The organism is Variovorax boronicumulans, from assembly GCF_019352895.1.
Classification (GTDB): domain Bacteria; phylum Pseudomonadota; class Gammaproteobacteria; order Burkholderiales; family Burkholderiaceae_C; genus Variovorax; species Variovorax boronicumulans_A.
In genome coordinates, this window is sequence record NZ_JAAAFX010000007.1 from 210,051 (window position 1) to 224,466 (window position 14,416).

Here is a 14,416-nt window from a genome sequence, read left to right on the forward strand (position 1 = left end):
TTCGGGCTGAGGCGACGACTCACAGCGTGACGTTCGCCCCCAGGCGCAGCGTGCGCGGCGCACCCGGGAACAGGTAGACGTGGCCGTACTGGTAGGGCGACTCCTTCCAGTAGCGCTTGTCGGCGATGTTCTCGATGCCCAAGGTCCAGCGCGTGGCCACGCCGCCCATGCGCGTGTCGTAGCGCAGGGCCGCATCGACGCGCGTCCAGGCGGGCAGGGTGATCGACCCGTCGGGCAGCACGTTGCGCCGGCCTTCATGCGAGAGCAGGCCTTGCACCTCGAGCCCCGGCACGGCCGCGATGCGATAGGCGGCCTGCGCACGCAGCACCTGCCTGGGCACGTTGGTGGGACGCTGGCCGTTGATCGCAGGCGAGAACTCGCTGCCCTCGCGCTTGGCATCGATCAGGGTCAGGCTGCCGCCCAGGCGCCACGGGCCGGTGCGGCCTTCGGCGCTGAGCTCGAGGCCGCGGTGCACGGCCTTGCCGTCGTTGCGGCCGATGCAGTCGGCACCGGCGTTGCTGCAGGCGTCGATGTTGCTCATGGGTCGCGAGATGTCGAACCACGCGGCCTGCCAATTGAAGTTCTCCTGGCCGCCCTTGAAGCCGACCTCCCATTGCCTGGAGACCAGCGCCGGCAGCGCTTCGCCCGCATTGGCGTATTGCGAGGCCTTGTTCGGCACGATCTGCGATTCGACGCCTTCGCCCCAGCTCGCGTAGGCCATCAGGCCCGGCTGCAGCGCATAGCTGATGGCGACCCAGGGCGTGGTGATGCCGTCCTTGTAGCCGGTCGGGCGCGAGCCGTCGGTGCGCACGCTGTCGCGGTCGAGCCGGGTGTGGCGCAGGCCGACCCAGGTGGTGAGCCGCGTGTTCCATCGGATCGCATCCTGCAGCGAGAGCTCGGTCGAACGCTCGTCGCGGTTGGTGTTGGGGTCGTAGACCGCCGGTTCCAGCGGCACCACGGCCGTGCCCCAGATGTTGCCGGGCGTGCCGAGGAAAGTGTTGGTCTGGTCCTGGAAGCGGTTGCGCACGCGGCTCGCGAGCAGGCCGATCGACAGGTCGTGCCGCACGCTGCCGGTCATGGCCTGGCCCTTGAGGTTGAGGCTGCCCGCGGTCTGCGTGCGGCGCTCGTTCTCGCTGCGGAAGTCGTAGAGGTCGAAGGTACCGTCGGAACAGTAGCGGTCGTAGTTGCCTTCGGCGCTGCAGCCGAAGGCATAGGCCAGGCGGTCGTCGCTCTTGAGGCGCTGCTGGCCGATCTGCGCGCTCCAGCGCCAGTCGGCATTGATGGCCTGCGTGAAGCGCAGCGTGCCGGTGAGCCCTTCGAAGACCGAGGGCTGCGACCAGGGCTGGTTGTTGATGTTGATGCGCGGGTCCATCGGCGCGGGCAGCGTGTTGCCGAGCAGGCTGAAGCCGTTCTGGCTGGGCTGCGTCTTCTTGCTGTATTCGATCTCGGCCTCGATCAGCGAGTCGCGCGTGACGCGCCAGTCGGCCGCCAGCGAAGCCATGTGGCGCTGGCCGTCGAGCGCGAAGGTGCGGGGCTTCAGGTCTTCGGCCGCCACGTTGAGCCGGTAGCCGAACTGGCGCTCGGCACCGAAGCGCCCGCCCAGGTCGACCGCGCCCAGCACGCTGCCGCGGCCCGAGACTTCGGCGCGCACTTCGCGCAGGTCGTTCTCTGTGGGCCGCTTCACCACGTAGTTGACCAGCCCGCCCGGCGCGCTGGTGCCGGCCTGGATGCCGCTGGTGCCGCGCAGGATCTCGACGCGCTCCTTGTTGTCGAGCGCGATCGCGGTCTCGGCGCTGATCGGCAGGCCCTCGCGCCGGTAGTTGAAGCGGTTGTCCAGCACGAAGCCGCGCACCGTGAGGTAGTCCCAGTAGCCGGCCGAGTTGTAGGCGTCGGTGACCGAGGCGTCGAACTGCGTGAGGTCGGCCAGCCGGCGTGCGCCGCTGGCCTGCAGTTGCCGGCTGTCGACGATGGTGGCCGACAGCGGCACCTCCTTCAACGGCAGGTCGCCGAAGCCGGCGATGTCGGCCTGCGGCGGGGCGCTGCGTGCGTCGATGGTGACGGGGGCCAGCGTGGCTTCCTGCTGCGCCTGTGCGGCGGCGGCCATCGAGAGCAGTGCGGCGGTGACGGCCAGGGCGAGGGGAGAGAAGGCAGGAGAGCGAGCGACGGACATGGAAGCAGGGAGCAGTCTGGAAAAAGTGAGGGGGATTTCAGTGAAGGCTGGCGCCGGCCGCAACCGCTGCGGTCAGTTCCGCGGCGGTGGCTTCGGGGTCGTCGGCGGCGATCAGCGCGCGCACCATCGCGACCGAGCCCACGCCGGTGCCCAGCACGTCGGGCAGCCGCTCGGCATCGATGCCGCCGATGGCCACCAGCGACTGGCCGCGCAGCAGGCGCGCATAGGCGCCCAGCCGGGCCAGGCCCTGGGGTGCAGTGGCCATCTTCTTGAGCGTGGTCGGGAACACCGCGCCCATCGCGATGTAGCTGGGGCTCACGGCATCGGCGCGCACCATCTCGGCATAGCCGTGCGTGCTCACGCCCAGGCGCAGGCCCGCGCTGCGGATGCGTTGCAGGTGTTCGGGCGCGAGCGCATCCAGGTCTTCCTGGCCCAGGTGCACGCCATAGGCGCCGGCATCGATCGCGGCCTGCCAGTGGTCGTTGATGAACAGCAGCGCGTCGGTGTCCTGCACTGCGGCCACGGCGGCGCGGGTCTCGGCCGCGATGGCGGCCGCGTCGTCGGACTTGAAGCGCAGTTGCACGGTGGGCACGCCCGCGCGCGCCATGCGGCCGACCCACGCGGCGTCGGGCAGCACGGCGTAGAGACCGAGCCGCTCGGGGCAGGGGGCGAAGGCATCGGCGCGCCGTGCGGGCGGCAGGGGCGACATGCCGAAGTCTTCGGGCGCTTCGGGCCAGGCCTGGTCGTCGAAGTGTCCGGTGCGCACGGTCTGGGCCTGCCAGGCGCGGGCCAGGCATTCGGCATCGACCTCGATGAAGCCGAGCCTGAGGCAGTTCTGCCTGGCGGTGCGGTAGGCGTGTTCCGCGCCATGGACATCGGCGGGGGTGTCAAACGCGGCATTGCCGAGGCGTTCGCTGCAGGTCGCGACGGTGGCTGGGGCAGGGGTGTCGTCGTGGTTCATGTGTTCATTGCGCCTCGTGGTGCCAGAAGGGCGTGCCGAGAACCGGCGTGCTGGGTTGGGCCGCGTTCTGCGCGGCCATGGCACCGGCCCGGTGCGCCGCGCGGCCGGCCTGCACGGCATCGGCAAAGGCACCGGCCATCGCGACCGGGTCTTGCGCGAGTGCCACCGCGGTGTTGAGCAGCACGCCGTCGTAGCCCCACTCCATCACCTGGCAGGCATGCGAGGGCAGGCCCAGGCCGGCATCGACCAGCAGGGGCACGTCGAGCCGCTCGCGCAGCAGCTGCAGCGCATAGGGGTTGACGGGCCCGCGGCCGGTGCCGATGGGTGCGGCCCAGGGCATCACGGCCTGGCAGCCCACGTCGACCAGCCGCTGGCACAGCACCAGGTCCTCGGTGCAGTAGGGCAGCACCTGGAAGCCGTCGCGGATCAGGTAGGAGGCCGCTTCGACCAGGTTCAGCGTGTCGGGCTGCAGCGTGTAGTCGTCGCCGATCAGCTCGAGCTTGATCCAGGGCGTGTCGAACAGCTCGCGCGCCATCTGCGCGGTGGCGATGACCTCCTGCACGCCGTGGCAGCCGGCGGTGTTGGGCAGCACCGGCACGCCGAGCCGCCGCAGCAGGGCCCAGAAGCCGTGGTCGTCGGTGGCGCCGGGTGCCTGCGCCGCGGTCTGCCGGCGCAGCGAGGCGGTGAGCATCGCGGGCCGCGCGCGCGCGACCGCGGCTGCGAGCACGTCGGGCGAGGGATAGCGCGCCGTGCCCAGCAGCAGGCGGCTGTGGAAGGTCTGGCCGTACAGGACCAGGGGATCGTCGGATATCGAGGGGCTCATGGCGTCAGCCTCCGGTGACAGGGCGGATGACCTCGATGCGGTCGTCGTCCTGGAGGGGGTGGGCGGCGTAGGCCGAACGTGGCACGAAGGCACGGTTGACCGCGACCGCGAAGGGCGGGACGGCGTTCATGGCGCGGAGCGCATCGGCCACCGTGGCCGGCGCGCTCAGCGCGTGCGGGATGTCGTTGATCAGGACGTTCATGCGGGGGTCTCCGTCGTCGTGAGGCCAAGGCGTTCCGCCAGCGCGGAACGGCCGTCGGCCAGCCATTCCATCGCCATGTCGAGTATCGCCGGGGCAAGCATGAAACCGTGCCTGTAGAGACCGTTGATCTGTAGCACGCGCGACGTGGGGTGGCGAAAGGCGGGCAGGTTGTCGGGCAGCGTCGGGCGGCACTGGGTGGCGATCTCGAGAATGCGGGCTTCGCCGAAACCGCTGTGCACCGCATAGGCCGCGCTCAGCAGTTCGAGCGTGGAGCGCACGCTGGCGGGCGACATGTCGCTCGATTCGATCTCGGTCGCACCGATCACGAACACGCCCCCGGGCTTGGGCGCGATGTACAGCGGATAGCGCGGGTGCACCAGCCGGGTCGGCCGTGTCAGGCCCACCTCGGGCGCATGCACGCGGATCACCTCGCCGCGCACGCCGCGCAGCGCGGGCCATTGCGGGCGGGCGCCCAGGCCGCGGCAATCGATCACGCGCTCGTGCGCGCCCGGTGTGAAGTCGCCGGGTGCCCTGGGGGCATGCCAGTGCAGTTGCACGTTCGGCAGCGCCTCGAGTTCGACTCGCAGCGCGGTCAGCAGTGCGCGGTTGTCGAGCTGGCCTTCTTCCGGCAGGAACAGGCCCTGCGCGAAGCGCGTGCCGAGCGCGGGCTCGAGCGCGGCGATGCCGGCCGCGTCGACGCGCTGCATGGCCGGCAGCTCCGGCACTTGCGCCCCGGTGCGCTCGAGCACCCGTGCGAGGCGCGTGGCCTCGGCCGCGTCCTGCCGGTGCCACAGCACCAGCGTGCCTTCGCGCTGGAAGAAGACCGGCGTGGCCAGCGAGGCCAGCAGCGCCGGCCAACGGCCCAGTGCGTGGTGGCCCATGCGCACCACCGACAGCGGCGCGATGGCCGACTCGGCCAGGGGCGCGAGCATGGCGGCCGCCACGCGCGCGGCGGCGCCATCGGCCTCCGGGCCGCCGGCGTCGAACAGTGCAACCTGGCAACCGGCGCGTGCCAGGGCGAGCGCCATCAGCCGGCCCATCAGGCCGGCGCCGAGGACGCTTGCGGCATCGAAAGGCAGTGTTTTCATCGGATCGATTCGACGGTGCAGCGCCACCATCGCCCATAATTTTCAGCATGACAAACCCACCGACTTCCGCGCCGCAGCCGACGTTGCGCTACGCCCGCGTGCTTTCCATCGCGGGCTCCGACAGCGGCGGCGGCGCCGGCATCCAGGCCGACCTCAAGACCTTTGCGGCGCTGGGCTGCTACGGCATGACCGCCATCACCGCGCTCACCGCGCAGAACACGCGGGGGGTGCGCGGCATCCACGGCGTGCCGCCGGCATTCCTCAAGGCGCAGATCCAGGCCGTGGTCGAGGACATCGGCGTCGACGCGGTCAAGCTGGGCATGCTGCACGCGCCCGAAGTGGTCGAGGTGGTGGCCTGGGCCATCGACCACTACAAGCTGCCCAACGTGGTGCTCGACCCCGTGATGATCGCCACCAGCGGCGACCGCCTGATCGCACCCGCCACCAGCGAGGTGCTGGTGCGCGAGCTGTTCCCGCGCGCGGTGGTCGTGACGCCCAACCTCGACGAGGCCGCGTTGCTGATCGGCCATGCGATCGACGGCATCGGTGCGCTCGACGCCGCGAGCGACGAACTGCTGGCGCTCGGCGCGCGCGCCGTGCTGCTCAAGGGCGGCCACCTGCCGGGCGACGAGGTGGTCGACGTGCTGCTGCAGCAGGGCGGCGCACGCCATCGCTACGCCGCTGCGCGCATCGCCAGCCGCAACCTGCACGGCACCGGCTGCACGCTGTCGTCGGCCATCGCCGCGCACCTGGCGCTGGGCCATGCGTTGCCCGAGGCCGTGGCGCGCTCGCGCGCCTACGTGCTCGGCGCCATGGCGGCCGGTGTCGACGTGGGGGTGGGCGAGGGGCATGGCCCGCTCAACCATGGCTTCGCACCAGTGCCGACCCATCGCTTTGCGCGGGCGACCGCGGCCGCGTGAGCCAGGCCAGCACGAAGCTCAACGCCAGCGTGGGCAGCGCCGAACCCCACTGCGGCGCCCAGGCCGCGCAGCCGTGGTACAGCGCGATGCCCGCGAGCCACAGCCCGGCCGCGACCGGGTCGATGCGGCGCGTGGTGGCGATCGATGCACCCGTGCCCAGCCGGCCCAGGATCACGCCGTAGAGCGGCACGAAGACCGAGCTCAGCATCAGCAGGAAGGGCTCGAGCGTGTGCATCGGCAGCACCAGCGCAAAGGCGATGCACACGGCCGCCAGCACCAGGCCCCAGCGCCGCACGCTCCAGCGCGGGCGCAGGCTGTGCGCCGACACCGAGCCCGAGTAGACGTCGCCATAGGCGTTGTCCAGTTCGTCGATCAGGATCAGGCCGAGCGCGAGCAGGCCGCCCTGGGCGAGCAGCAGCGCGGTCACGAGGTTGGTGCCCGGCTCGGCCACGCTGACCACCATCACGCCCAGCGCATAGCACCAGACGTTGGCGATGCCGTAGCCCAGCCAGGTGCCGCCGAAGGCGCCGCCCAGGCCGCGGCCCGCGCGCCGGCCGTGCCGTGCGTAGTCGGCCACCAGCGGCAGCCACGACACCGGCATCGCGATCACCAGGTCGAGCGCGCCGAACATGCCCATGCTGCCGTTGCCGGGGCGCGACCAGAAGGCGTCGAAGCCCCTGGCATGGAGCTGCGACGCGAACTGCCAGGTCAGCCACAGCAGCGAGAGCACCACCAGCGGCAGGCCGAAGCGGCTCACGAAGCGGCGCACCAGCGTCACCATCGAACCGGCCAGCAGGGCCAGCAGCACGCCGCCCCAGAGCAGCGTGGTCAGCGCCGTGCCGAGCAGGCCGCCGGCATCGAGGCCGAAGGCGCGCTGCGCGAGTGCCTGCGTGCCTTCGCGCATCACCACGAGTTCAAAGGTGGTCCAGCCGATCAGCTGCACGATGTTGAGCAGCACCGGCAGCCGCGCGAAAGCGCTGCCGTAGGTCGCGTGCATCAGCCCTGCGCTCGCGAGGCCGCTCTCGCAGCCCAGCCGCGCGGTCCAGGCGAGCAGCGCCGCGCCGAGGCACGAGCCCACGAGGATCGCGACCGTTGCGTCGCGCGTGCCCACGGCCGGCACCAGGTAGGCGCCGATCTGCATTACCAGCAGGCCCACGCCCAGGCTGAACCACAGCGCCGCATTGTCGTGCCAGCCGAAAACGCGGCTGGACAGGGGCAGGGGCGTGAGCGCCTCGTTGCCGCCAGGCACGGCGCGCCGCGGGGCGGAAGAGGTCGTCGTCGAAGTCGTTGCCATTCATTTGCTCCAGTGCAAATTCTTTGGCAGGTGGGCGTGGCCCGAATGCGCATGGCACGCACCTGGACTCGAAGGAGCGGGCGTGACGACGTGACGGTTTTCGGACCGGCTTCCCTGCGCGAGGATTACCTCAATCAGGTTCAAAGGGACTTTCTCAGTCGTGTCGGCAAGCCGACGCAACACCCCTAGCGAGCCGCCATTCTAGGCGTTGTTCCACGGGCGCCGCGGCTCCGGTTGCGTACGGAAGAACCCGGCCCAAGGCAGTCCTTGAGCGGCTCGGCTGCACAAGCGCGATGGGTTGGCGCGGACCTCGGCATCGGTCGTCCTGCTGCCGCCGAAGCACGGCCACCCGAACAGGCTAGAAGCGATGTCGTTGCGCGCTGAGGTACGCGTCGCGCGACGGCAAAAGGTGCGCGTCGCACAAGGCAACCAATGCCTCTCGATCCCCGGCACGCAGCGCTTCGATCATCTTCCAGTGATCCTGGCGGGCCTGTTCGCGGTAGTCGGCAGACACCAGCGACGCGAACCGAATGGGATGGGTCTGTCGGGCGTATTCGTCGATCGCCTTGCGCAGCGTTTCGCTGCTGCCCAGGCTGAACAACGCCTGGTGAAAGGCGAGGTTGACCCGGAACACGGTGCGGGCGTCGCCCGCGGCGACCGCCGCATCGTGTTGCCGCTGGATCGCGATCAGGCGGTCCAGCCGCTCGGGCGGCACGGGCATGACGACGCGCCGGGCCGCTTCGGTCTCGAGCAGGCCGCGAAGCTCGTACAGCTCCCGAACCTCCTGGGCGGTGAAGGACCGGACCACCGCGCCGACGTTCTTTCGACGCTCGATCAGGCCCATGCGATCCAGTGCCGCCAGGGCATCGCGCGTCACATGCCGCTTGACCTGGAAGCGCTCCATCAACTCGTCTTCGACCAGCCGCTCGCGCGGGTGAAGCCGGCCGAAAACCACATCCTCTTCCAGGGCCGCGATCATGGACGCCAAGGCATCGGCGGGGTTGATGGCGGCATCGAGGCCCTGGAAACTGGAGGAGGGGGACACGGTGGCTGGCAACGACATGGGTTGGGAGGCGGTAGGGCAAACGCCCGACGCTCGATCAAACAGGAGGGGCGCCTGCCATTGTTGCCGATCCGTCCCTCAGCCAGGCTCCGATCCGGAGCGCGGCACCTTGCCATGCATCTGCGCGGCCCGCAGGAAATCGAAGTCCACGCCCTGGTCGGCTTGCGTCACGGTCGTGAGGAAGAGCTTGCGGTAGCCGCGGTCCGCGGTGGGAACGACGACCGGCGTTTCCACGGCGCGCTGGGCCAGGTCCGCGTCCGACACATGCAGCGTCAGTTCCCGTCGAGCCACCGACAGCGTGATGCGATCACCGTTGCGGACATAGGCCAGCGGGCCGCCGACGGCCGACTCCGGCGTCACATGGAGCACGATCGTGCCGAAGGCGGTGCCGCTCATGCGGCCGTCGGAGATCCGGACGATGTCCTTGACGCCCGCGCGAGCGAGCTTGAGCGGAATCGGGATGTAGCCCGCTTCCGGCATGCCGGGCGCCCCCTTGGGACCGATGTTCTTGAGCACCAGGATGTCGTCGGCCGTCACATCCAGGTCATCGCTGTCGATGCGATTGGCGAGGTCCTGCGCGTTCTCGAACACCACCGCGCGGCCTTCGTGCTCCATCAGCTTGGGATGGGCGGCGGACTGCTTGATGATGGCGCCGCCCGGTGCCAGGTTGCCTTGCAGGACGGCAATGCCGCCCTGCGGATAGATGGGGTTGTCCCGCGTGCGCACCACGGTCTGCGCGAAGCCGGGGCCGGCGGCGTCGATCTCCTCGCCGAGCGTCCGGCCTGTCACTGTCAACGCGTCGAGGTTGAGCAGGGGCTTGAGCTCACGGAACAGCGTCGCCATCCCGCCTGCATGGTGGAAGTCCTCCATGTAGTGATCGCCCGAGGGCTTCAGGTCCAGCAGCACGGGCGTGTCCCGGCCCATGTGGTCCAGCGCCTTGAGGTCGATGTCCAGGCCCATGCGACCTGCGATGGCCGCCAGGTGGACGATGCCATTGGTCGAGCCCCCGATGGCCAGGAGCACGCGCATGGCGTTCTCGAAGGCGGCGGGCGTGAGGATCTTGTCGATGGTCAGCCGCTCGCGCGCGATGCGGACGGCCTCGGTGCCGGTCCGCTCCGCCACACGGATGCGGTCGGCCGTCACAGCGGGCGGCGAAGCGCCGCCGGGCACGGTCATGCCGAGCGCTTCCGCAATGCAGGCCATGGTGCTGGCCGTGCCCATGACCGAGCAGGTGCCCACGCTGGCCACCAGCTGGTTGTTCACATCCGCAATCTCTTCCGCGTCGATTTCTTCGGCGCGGAACTTGCCCCAGTAGCGCCGGCAATCCGTGCACGCGCCCACTCGCTGGCTGCGGTGCGAACCGGTGAGCATCGAGCCGGTGATCAACTGGATGGCAGGCAAGCCGGCGGATGCCGCACCCATCAGCTGGGCCGGCACGGTCTTGTCGCAGCCTCCGATGAGCACCACGGAATCCATCGGCTGCGCCCGGATCATTTCCTCCGTGTCCATCGACATCAGGTTGCGCAGATACATGCTGGTGGGCGCTGAAAAGCTCTCGTGGATCGAGATGGTCGGGAAGTCCATCGGCAGGCCGCCAGCCAGCATGACCCCGCGCTTGACCGCCTCGATCAGCTGCGGTGCGTTGCCGTGGCAGGGGTTGTAGGCACTGCCGGTGTTGACGATGCCGACCACCGGTCGATCCAGCGCCGAGTCGGTGTAGCCCGCGCCCTTGATGAAGGCCTTGCGCAAGAAGAGGGAGAAGCCACGGTCGCCGTAGTTCGTCAGGCCTTTGGAGATCCCCTGGGCGGCATCCGCGGGGGCAATGTCGTGGCTGGCAGCGGCGTCGGCTGCAGGCTTGTGGGCGTCGGTCATGTGTGCGCTTGGAGAGGGAGGTTGTGAACGCGTTCGTGCGGGGAGCGCTGCAGGTTAAGAGCACGCGCTCGAATCCTGAACAGGGTTATTGCCTAGATTATCAATAATTATATTGCCTATAGTCGCGCCCAGTCTGGCCTTCGCCAGACCCCGTTTTTTTCCATCCCAGAACCGAAGGCTTCCGTGACCCGACCCATGCCCCTGTCCCAACCCTCGATGCATCGCCGTGGCGCGATGCTTGCGCTGAGCAGCCTGCTCACGGTTGCTGCGTTGCCTGCCATGGCGCAGACCTATCCCGACCGCCCGATCAAGCTGGTGGTGCCCTACACCGCAGGGGGTGCCACGGACGTGATCGGACGGGTGGTGGGCTTACAACTGGCCAAGGCCTTGGGCCAACCTGTCGTCGTGGACAACCGGGCGGGCGCCGCGGGGAACCTGGGCGCCGCATCCGTGGCCAGGGAGAAGCCCGACGGCTACACGCTGCTCCTCGGCGCCTTGACCAGCCATTCGATCAACAGCGTGCTGCAGCCCGCCACGGCCGGCTTCGACATGGACAACAGCTTCACGCCGATTTCGGTCGTGGGCCGCGTGCCGCTGGTCGTGGTGGTCGGCCCTTCGGTGAAGGCCAGCACGCTCAAGGAATTCATCTCGCTCGCCCGGAGCAAGCCGGGTGGGCTGAACTACGGCTCGTCCGGCAACGGATCGCCGCAGCACCTGGCGGCCGAACTGTTCAAGCGGCAGGCGGATGTCCAGATCACGCACGTCCCCTACAAGGGCAGCCCACCGGCACTGAACGACCTGATGGGCGGCCAGGTGGATGTCGTATTCGACACCCTGCCGGCCACCCAGGCCTTCATCAAGGGCGGCAAGCTGCGCGCGTTGGCGGTGACCACTGCCACGCGCCAAGCCGCGATTCCCGATGTGCCCACGGTGGCCGAAGCGGGCCTGGAGGGGGTCGAGGTGACGTCGATGTTCGGGGTGCTGGGACCTGCGGGTCTGCCCGAGCCGATCCTGGCCAAGCTCAGCGCCGCGCTGAAAGAGGCCATGGACAAGAAGGAAGTGCGGGATTCGCTGCTCGCGCAAGGCGCCGCACCGGTCTACACCACCCCTGCTGAGACGCGTCTGCAGATCCAGGCCGAGGTCGCACGCTGGTCGAAGGTCATCAAGGACGCCGGCATCAAGGCGGATTGATCCGCGCGTGCGCAGCTGACGAGAGGCTGGCGCCGCTGATCATCGCGATCCCGATCCAGCCGCACGCCGTGAACCCCAGGCACGGGCAATCCGACGCGATGAAGTACGAATGCCAGGCCACCGGCGCCGCGGAGATCCTGGCCACGCAGGCGTTCGTCTTCAAGATCGAATGAGCGGCTGGGCCGCGATGAAGGGGGCGTGCGTACACTGCCCCGATGAACCGAGAGCCGGATTTCCTTGAACATCTGCGCGCCGAGTTGCGTGGCGGCCGCGTGTGGCTCGACCGCGCCATCGTGCTGGGCTATGCCATTGCGGCCGGCCTCTTCGTGGTGGGCTTCACCTTCGCCAGCGACTGGGTCTTCGGTGCATTCCACCGCTTCTACCGCGCCTGGCCCTGGGCCGTGCTGCTGACCACGCCGCTGATCACGGCCGGCATCGTCTGGGCCACGCTGCGCTTCTTTCCCGGCGCGGGCGGCTCGGGCATTCCGCAGGTCAAGGCGGCGCTCCATCCGGCCTTGCCCGAGGAACGGCGTTCGATGTTCGCATCGCTGCGGCTCACGGTGGCCAAGATCGGCCTGGGCGTGGCGGGCTTTGCCGCCGGCCTGTCGATCGGGCGCGAGGGTCCGTCGGTGCAGGTGGCGGCCGGTGTCATGCAGCACGCGCGCCGCTGGCTCTCGCCCAACACCACCATCGATGGCCGGGCGCTGCTGGTGGCCGGCGGCGCGGCCGGCATCGCGGCGGCCTTCAATGCGCCGCTGGCGGGCGTGGTGTTCGCGATCGAGGAACTGTCGGGCCGGCTCGAGGCGCGCTCCAGCGGCCTGATCATCACGGCCATCGTGCTGGCCGGCCTGGTGGCGGTGTCGGCCTTCGGCAATGTGAGCTACTTCGGCGTGATCCATGTGCCGCGCCTGGGCTGGGATGCGCTCGGGCCGGGTCTGTTGGTCACGCTGCTGAGCGGTGCGGCCGGCGGCCTGTTCGCCCGGCTGCTGATCGCCTCGCTCACCGGCGCGCCGGGCCGCCTCGGCCGGTGGCGCGCGCGCTTCCCGGTGCGCTTCGCGGCCGTGGGCGGGCTGGCGGTGGCCGTGATCGGCCTGGTGACGGGCGGCGTCACCTTCGGTGCGGGGTCCGAGGCGGTCAAGCAGATGCTGCAAGGAAGCGATGCGCTGACGCCGCTGTACACGGTGCTCAAGTTTGTGGCCACCTGGCTCACGGCCTGGTGCGGCGTGCCGGGCGGCATCTTCGCGCCCTCGCTGTCGATCGGTGCGGGCATCGGCGATGCCGTGGCGCGCCTGAGCAGCGGCGAGCTGGGGCCGGCGCTGATCGCCATGGGCATGGCCGGCTTCCTGGCGGCGGTGACGCAGGCGCCGCTCACCGCCTTCATCATCGTGATGGAGATGGTCGACGGCCATGCCATGGTGCTGAGCCTGATGGCCGCGGCCATGCTGGCCAGCCTGGTCTCGCGCATGATCAGCCGCCCCTTGTACGACACGCTGGCCGAACACATGGTCGGCCGCGCCATGGCGTCCGTGCATCCGCAGGCCCGGCGAAGCGCGTCGGCCCCGACGCCGTCGTAGACGGATTCGTCGGCGTTCGAGGACGCCGTGCCCGCTGAGGCGGCTACTGGCCGGAGCGGTACCGGGTGAACAGGTCGACCACGCTCCCGGGCGCGTTGTCGTCGAAGAACAGCCGGAGGTTCCGGTCGGTCTCGGCGGCAACGTCGGCGCTGCGGGGGAAGAGATCGCGTTCATAGGCTGCGAGCGCCGCTTCGATGTCGCCGGGATGGGCGGCGATGGCCTGGCCCAGTTCGGCGCCATCGTAGAGCGCGAGGTTGGCGCCTTCGCCGGCAAAGGGCGACATCAGGTGGGCCGCGTCGCCGAGCAAGGTCACACCGGGCACGCGATCCCAGCGGTGGCCGACCGGCAGCGCATGGATGAGACGCAGCACGGGCTCGGTGTCGCCGTCGGTGATCAGCGCCTTCAGCGCCGGTGCCCAGCCCTCGAACTCGCCAGCGACGCGGGCCAGTGCCGATGCCGGATCGGAGAAGTCCAGGCCTGCGATCCAGTCCTCGGACCGGTTCAACGACACGTAGGTCTGCAGCGCGCCATTGGCATGGTGGTGCGCCAGGATGCCCTGGCCCGGCGCGACCGCCATCAAGGTGCCGTCGCCGACGGCTTGCGCGCTGGCGGGGTGCCGCGTGTCGCTGTCGAGCAGATGCGTCTCGATGAAGGCGGTGCCGACATAGGCGGGCTGCACGGCGGACAACAGCGGCCGCACCCTGGACCAGGCGCCGTCGGCACCCACGAGCAGGTCGGTGTGCATGCTGGTGCCGTCGGCGAAGTCGAGCCGGTGACGCCCTTCGCCCAGCGGCGAGACCGCCTTGAGCTTTTGGCCCCAGCGGATGGTGCCGGGCGGCAGCGCGTCGATCAGGAGCCGGCGCAATGCGCCGCGATCGACCTCGGGCCGGGTGCCGCTGCCCGGCCACGCCATCAGGATGCGACCGTGCAGGTCCACCACGCGCTTGGCGTCGGCACCGGGGAGGACCAGGCCGAGGAATTGCTCGTAGAGGCCCGCGGCCTTGAGCGCGAGCTGCCCGTTGTGTTCGTGGATGTCGAGCAGGCCGCCCTGGGTGCGCGCGTCGGCCGAGGCCTCCGCTTCGTAGACCGTGGCGGCGATGCCGTGCACGTGGAGGACGCGCGCCAGCGCCAGGCCGCCCAGGCCGGCGCCGACGATCGCGATGGGGGGATGCATGGGGATTCCTTCGGGAAATGCGTTTCAAGGGACGCTCCATCGGTCTATGGAACGTCATTCCATGAATATTGGAACAACATTCCA

At 69.9% G+C, this 14,416-nt stretch carries 12 protein-coding genes and 1 riboswitch; of the genes, 3 read left to right on the forward strand and 9 right to left on the reverse strand.

Annotated features, from left to right (window positions below; translation table 11 throughout):
- Positions 1–19: 19 nt before the first annotated feature.
- Genes K0H49_RS15940 through K0H49_RS15960 form a run of 5 tightly spaced genes read right to left on the reverse strand, consistent with a single transcriptional unit; the run spans position 20 to position 5,244 of the window.
- Positions 20–2,170, reverse strand: coding sequence for a TonB-dependent siderophore receptor (locus K0H49_RS15940; RefSeq protein WP_219214371.1), 2,151 nt, complete (start codon positions 2,168–2,170; stop codon positions 20–22).
- Positions 2,171–2,207: 37 nt separating this feature from the next.
- The gene (locus tag K0H49_RS15945; protein WP_219214374.1) at positions 2,208–3,131 is read right to left on the reverse strand and encodes a thiamine phosphate synthase; all 924 of its coding nucleotides are present in this window, start codon (positions 3,129–3,131) and stop codon (positions 2,208–2,210) included.
- A gap of 4 nt (positions 3,132–3,135) precedes the next feature.
- A complete protein-coding gene (locus K0H49_RS15950) occupies positions 3,136–3,954 on the reverse strand; it encodes a thiazole synthase (RefSeq protein ID WP_219214376.1) in 819 nt (272 codons plus the stop codon).
- A gap of 4 nt (positions 3,955–3,958) precedes the next feature.
- Entirely contained in the window at positions 3,959–4,156 is a 198-nt protein-coding gene (gene thiS / locus K0H49_RS15955; protein ID WP_219214378.1) for a sulfur carrier protein ThiS, read from the reverse strand.
- On the reverse strand, positions 4,153–5,244 hold the full coding sequence (locus K0H49_RS15960) for an FAD-dependent oxidoreductase (RefSeq protein WP_219214379.1): 1,092 nt from the start codon (positions 5,242–5,244) through the stop codon (positions 4,153–4,155). Before K0H49_RS15960 ends, thiS begins: the two co-directional genes overlap by 4 nt.
- Positions 5,245–5,291: 47 nt before the next feature.
- On the opposite strand from K0H49_RS15960, the gene thiD reads away from it, so the two are divergent.
- Entirely contained in the window at positions 5,292–6,164 is an 873-nt protein-coding gene (gene thiD, locus K0H49_RS15965) for a bifunctional hydroxymethylpyrimidine kinase/phosphomethylpyrimidine kinase (RefSeq protein WP_219214381.1), read from the forward strand.
- Here the strand turns inward: thiD and K0H49_RS15970 are convergent.
- From K0H49_RS15970 to K0H49_RS15980, 3 genes are all read right to left on the reverse strand, one after another.
- Positions 6,103–7,458, reverse strand: coding sequence for a purine-cytosine permease family protein (locus tag K0H49_RS15970; protein ID WP_219214384.1), 1,356 nt, complete (start codon positions 7,456–7,458; stop codon positions 6,103–6,105). The two genes, thiD and K0H49_RS15970, sit on opposite strands and share 62 nt — an antisense overlap.
- Positions 7,459–7,552: 94 nt before the next feature.
- A riboswitch (TPP riboswitch) is annotated at positions 7,553–7,655 on the reverse strand.
- A gap of 161 nt (positions 7,656–7,816) precedes the next feature.
- Positions 7,817–8,521, reverse strand: coding sequence for a GntR family transcriptional regulator (locus K0H49_RS15975; RefSeq protein WP_219214387.1), 705 nt, complete (start codon positions 8,519–8,521; stop codon positions 7,817–7,819).
- A 78-nt stretch (positions 8,522–8,599) separates the two neighbouring features.
- Positions 8,600–10,393: an IlvD/Edd family dehydratase gene (locus tag K0H49_RS15980; RefSeq protein WP_219214390.1), complete on the reverse strand. Its 1,794-nt coding sequence runs from the start codon at positions 10,391–10,393 to the stop codon at positions 8,600–8,602.
- Positions 10,394–10,588: 195 nt separating this feature from the next.
- On the opposite strand from K0H49_RS15980, the gene K0H49_RS15985 reads away from it, so the two are divergent.
- On the forward strand, positions 10,589–11,584 hold the full coding sequence (locus K0H49_RS15985; protein ID WP_219214393.1) for a Bug family tripartite tricarboxylate transporter substrate binding protein: 996 nt from the start codon (positions 10,589–10,591) through the stop codon (positions 11,582–11,584).
- Between the two features lie 215 nt (positions 11,585–11,799).
- The gene (locus tag K0H49_RS15990) at positions 11,800–13,158 is read left to right on the forward strand and encodes a chloride channel protein (protein WP_219214396.1); all 1,359 of its coding nucleotides are present in this window, start codon (positions 11,800–11,802) and stop codon (positions 13,156–13,158) included.
- 43 nt (positions 13,159–13,201) lie between these two features.
- Here K0H49_RS15990 and K0H49_RS15995 read toward each other — a convergent pair whose 3' ends face one another.
- Positions 13,202–14,332: an FAD-dependent oxidoreductase gene (locus tag K0H49_RS15995; RefSeq protein WP_219214399.1), complete on the reverse strand. Its 1,131-nt coding sequence runs from the start codon at positions 14,330–14,332 to the stop codon at positions 13,202–13,204.
- Positions 14,333–14,416 lie beyond the last annotated feature (84 nt).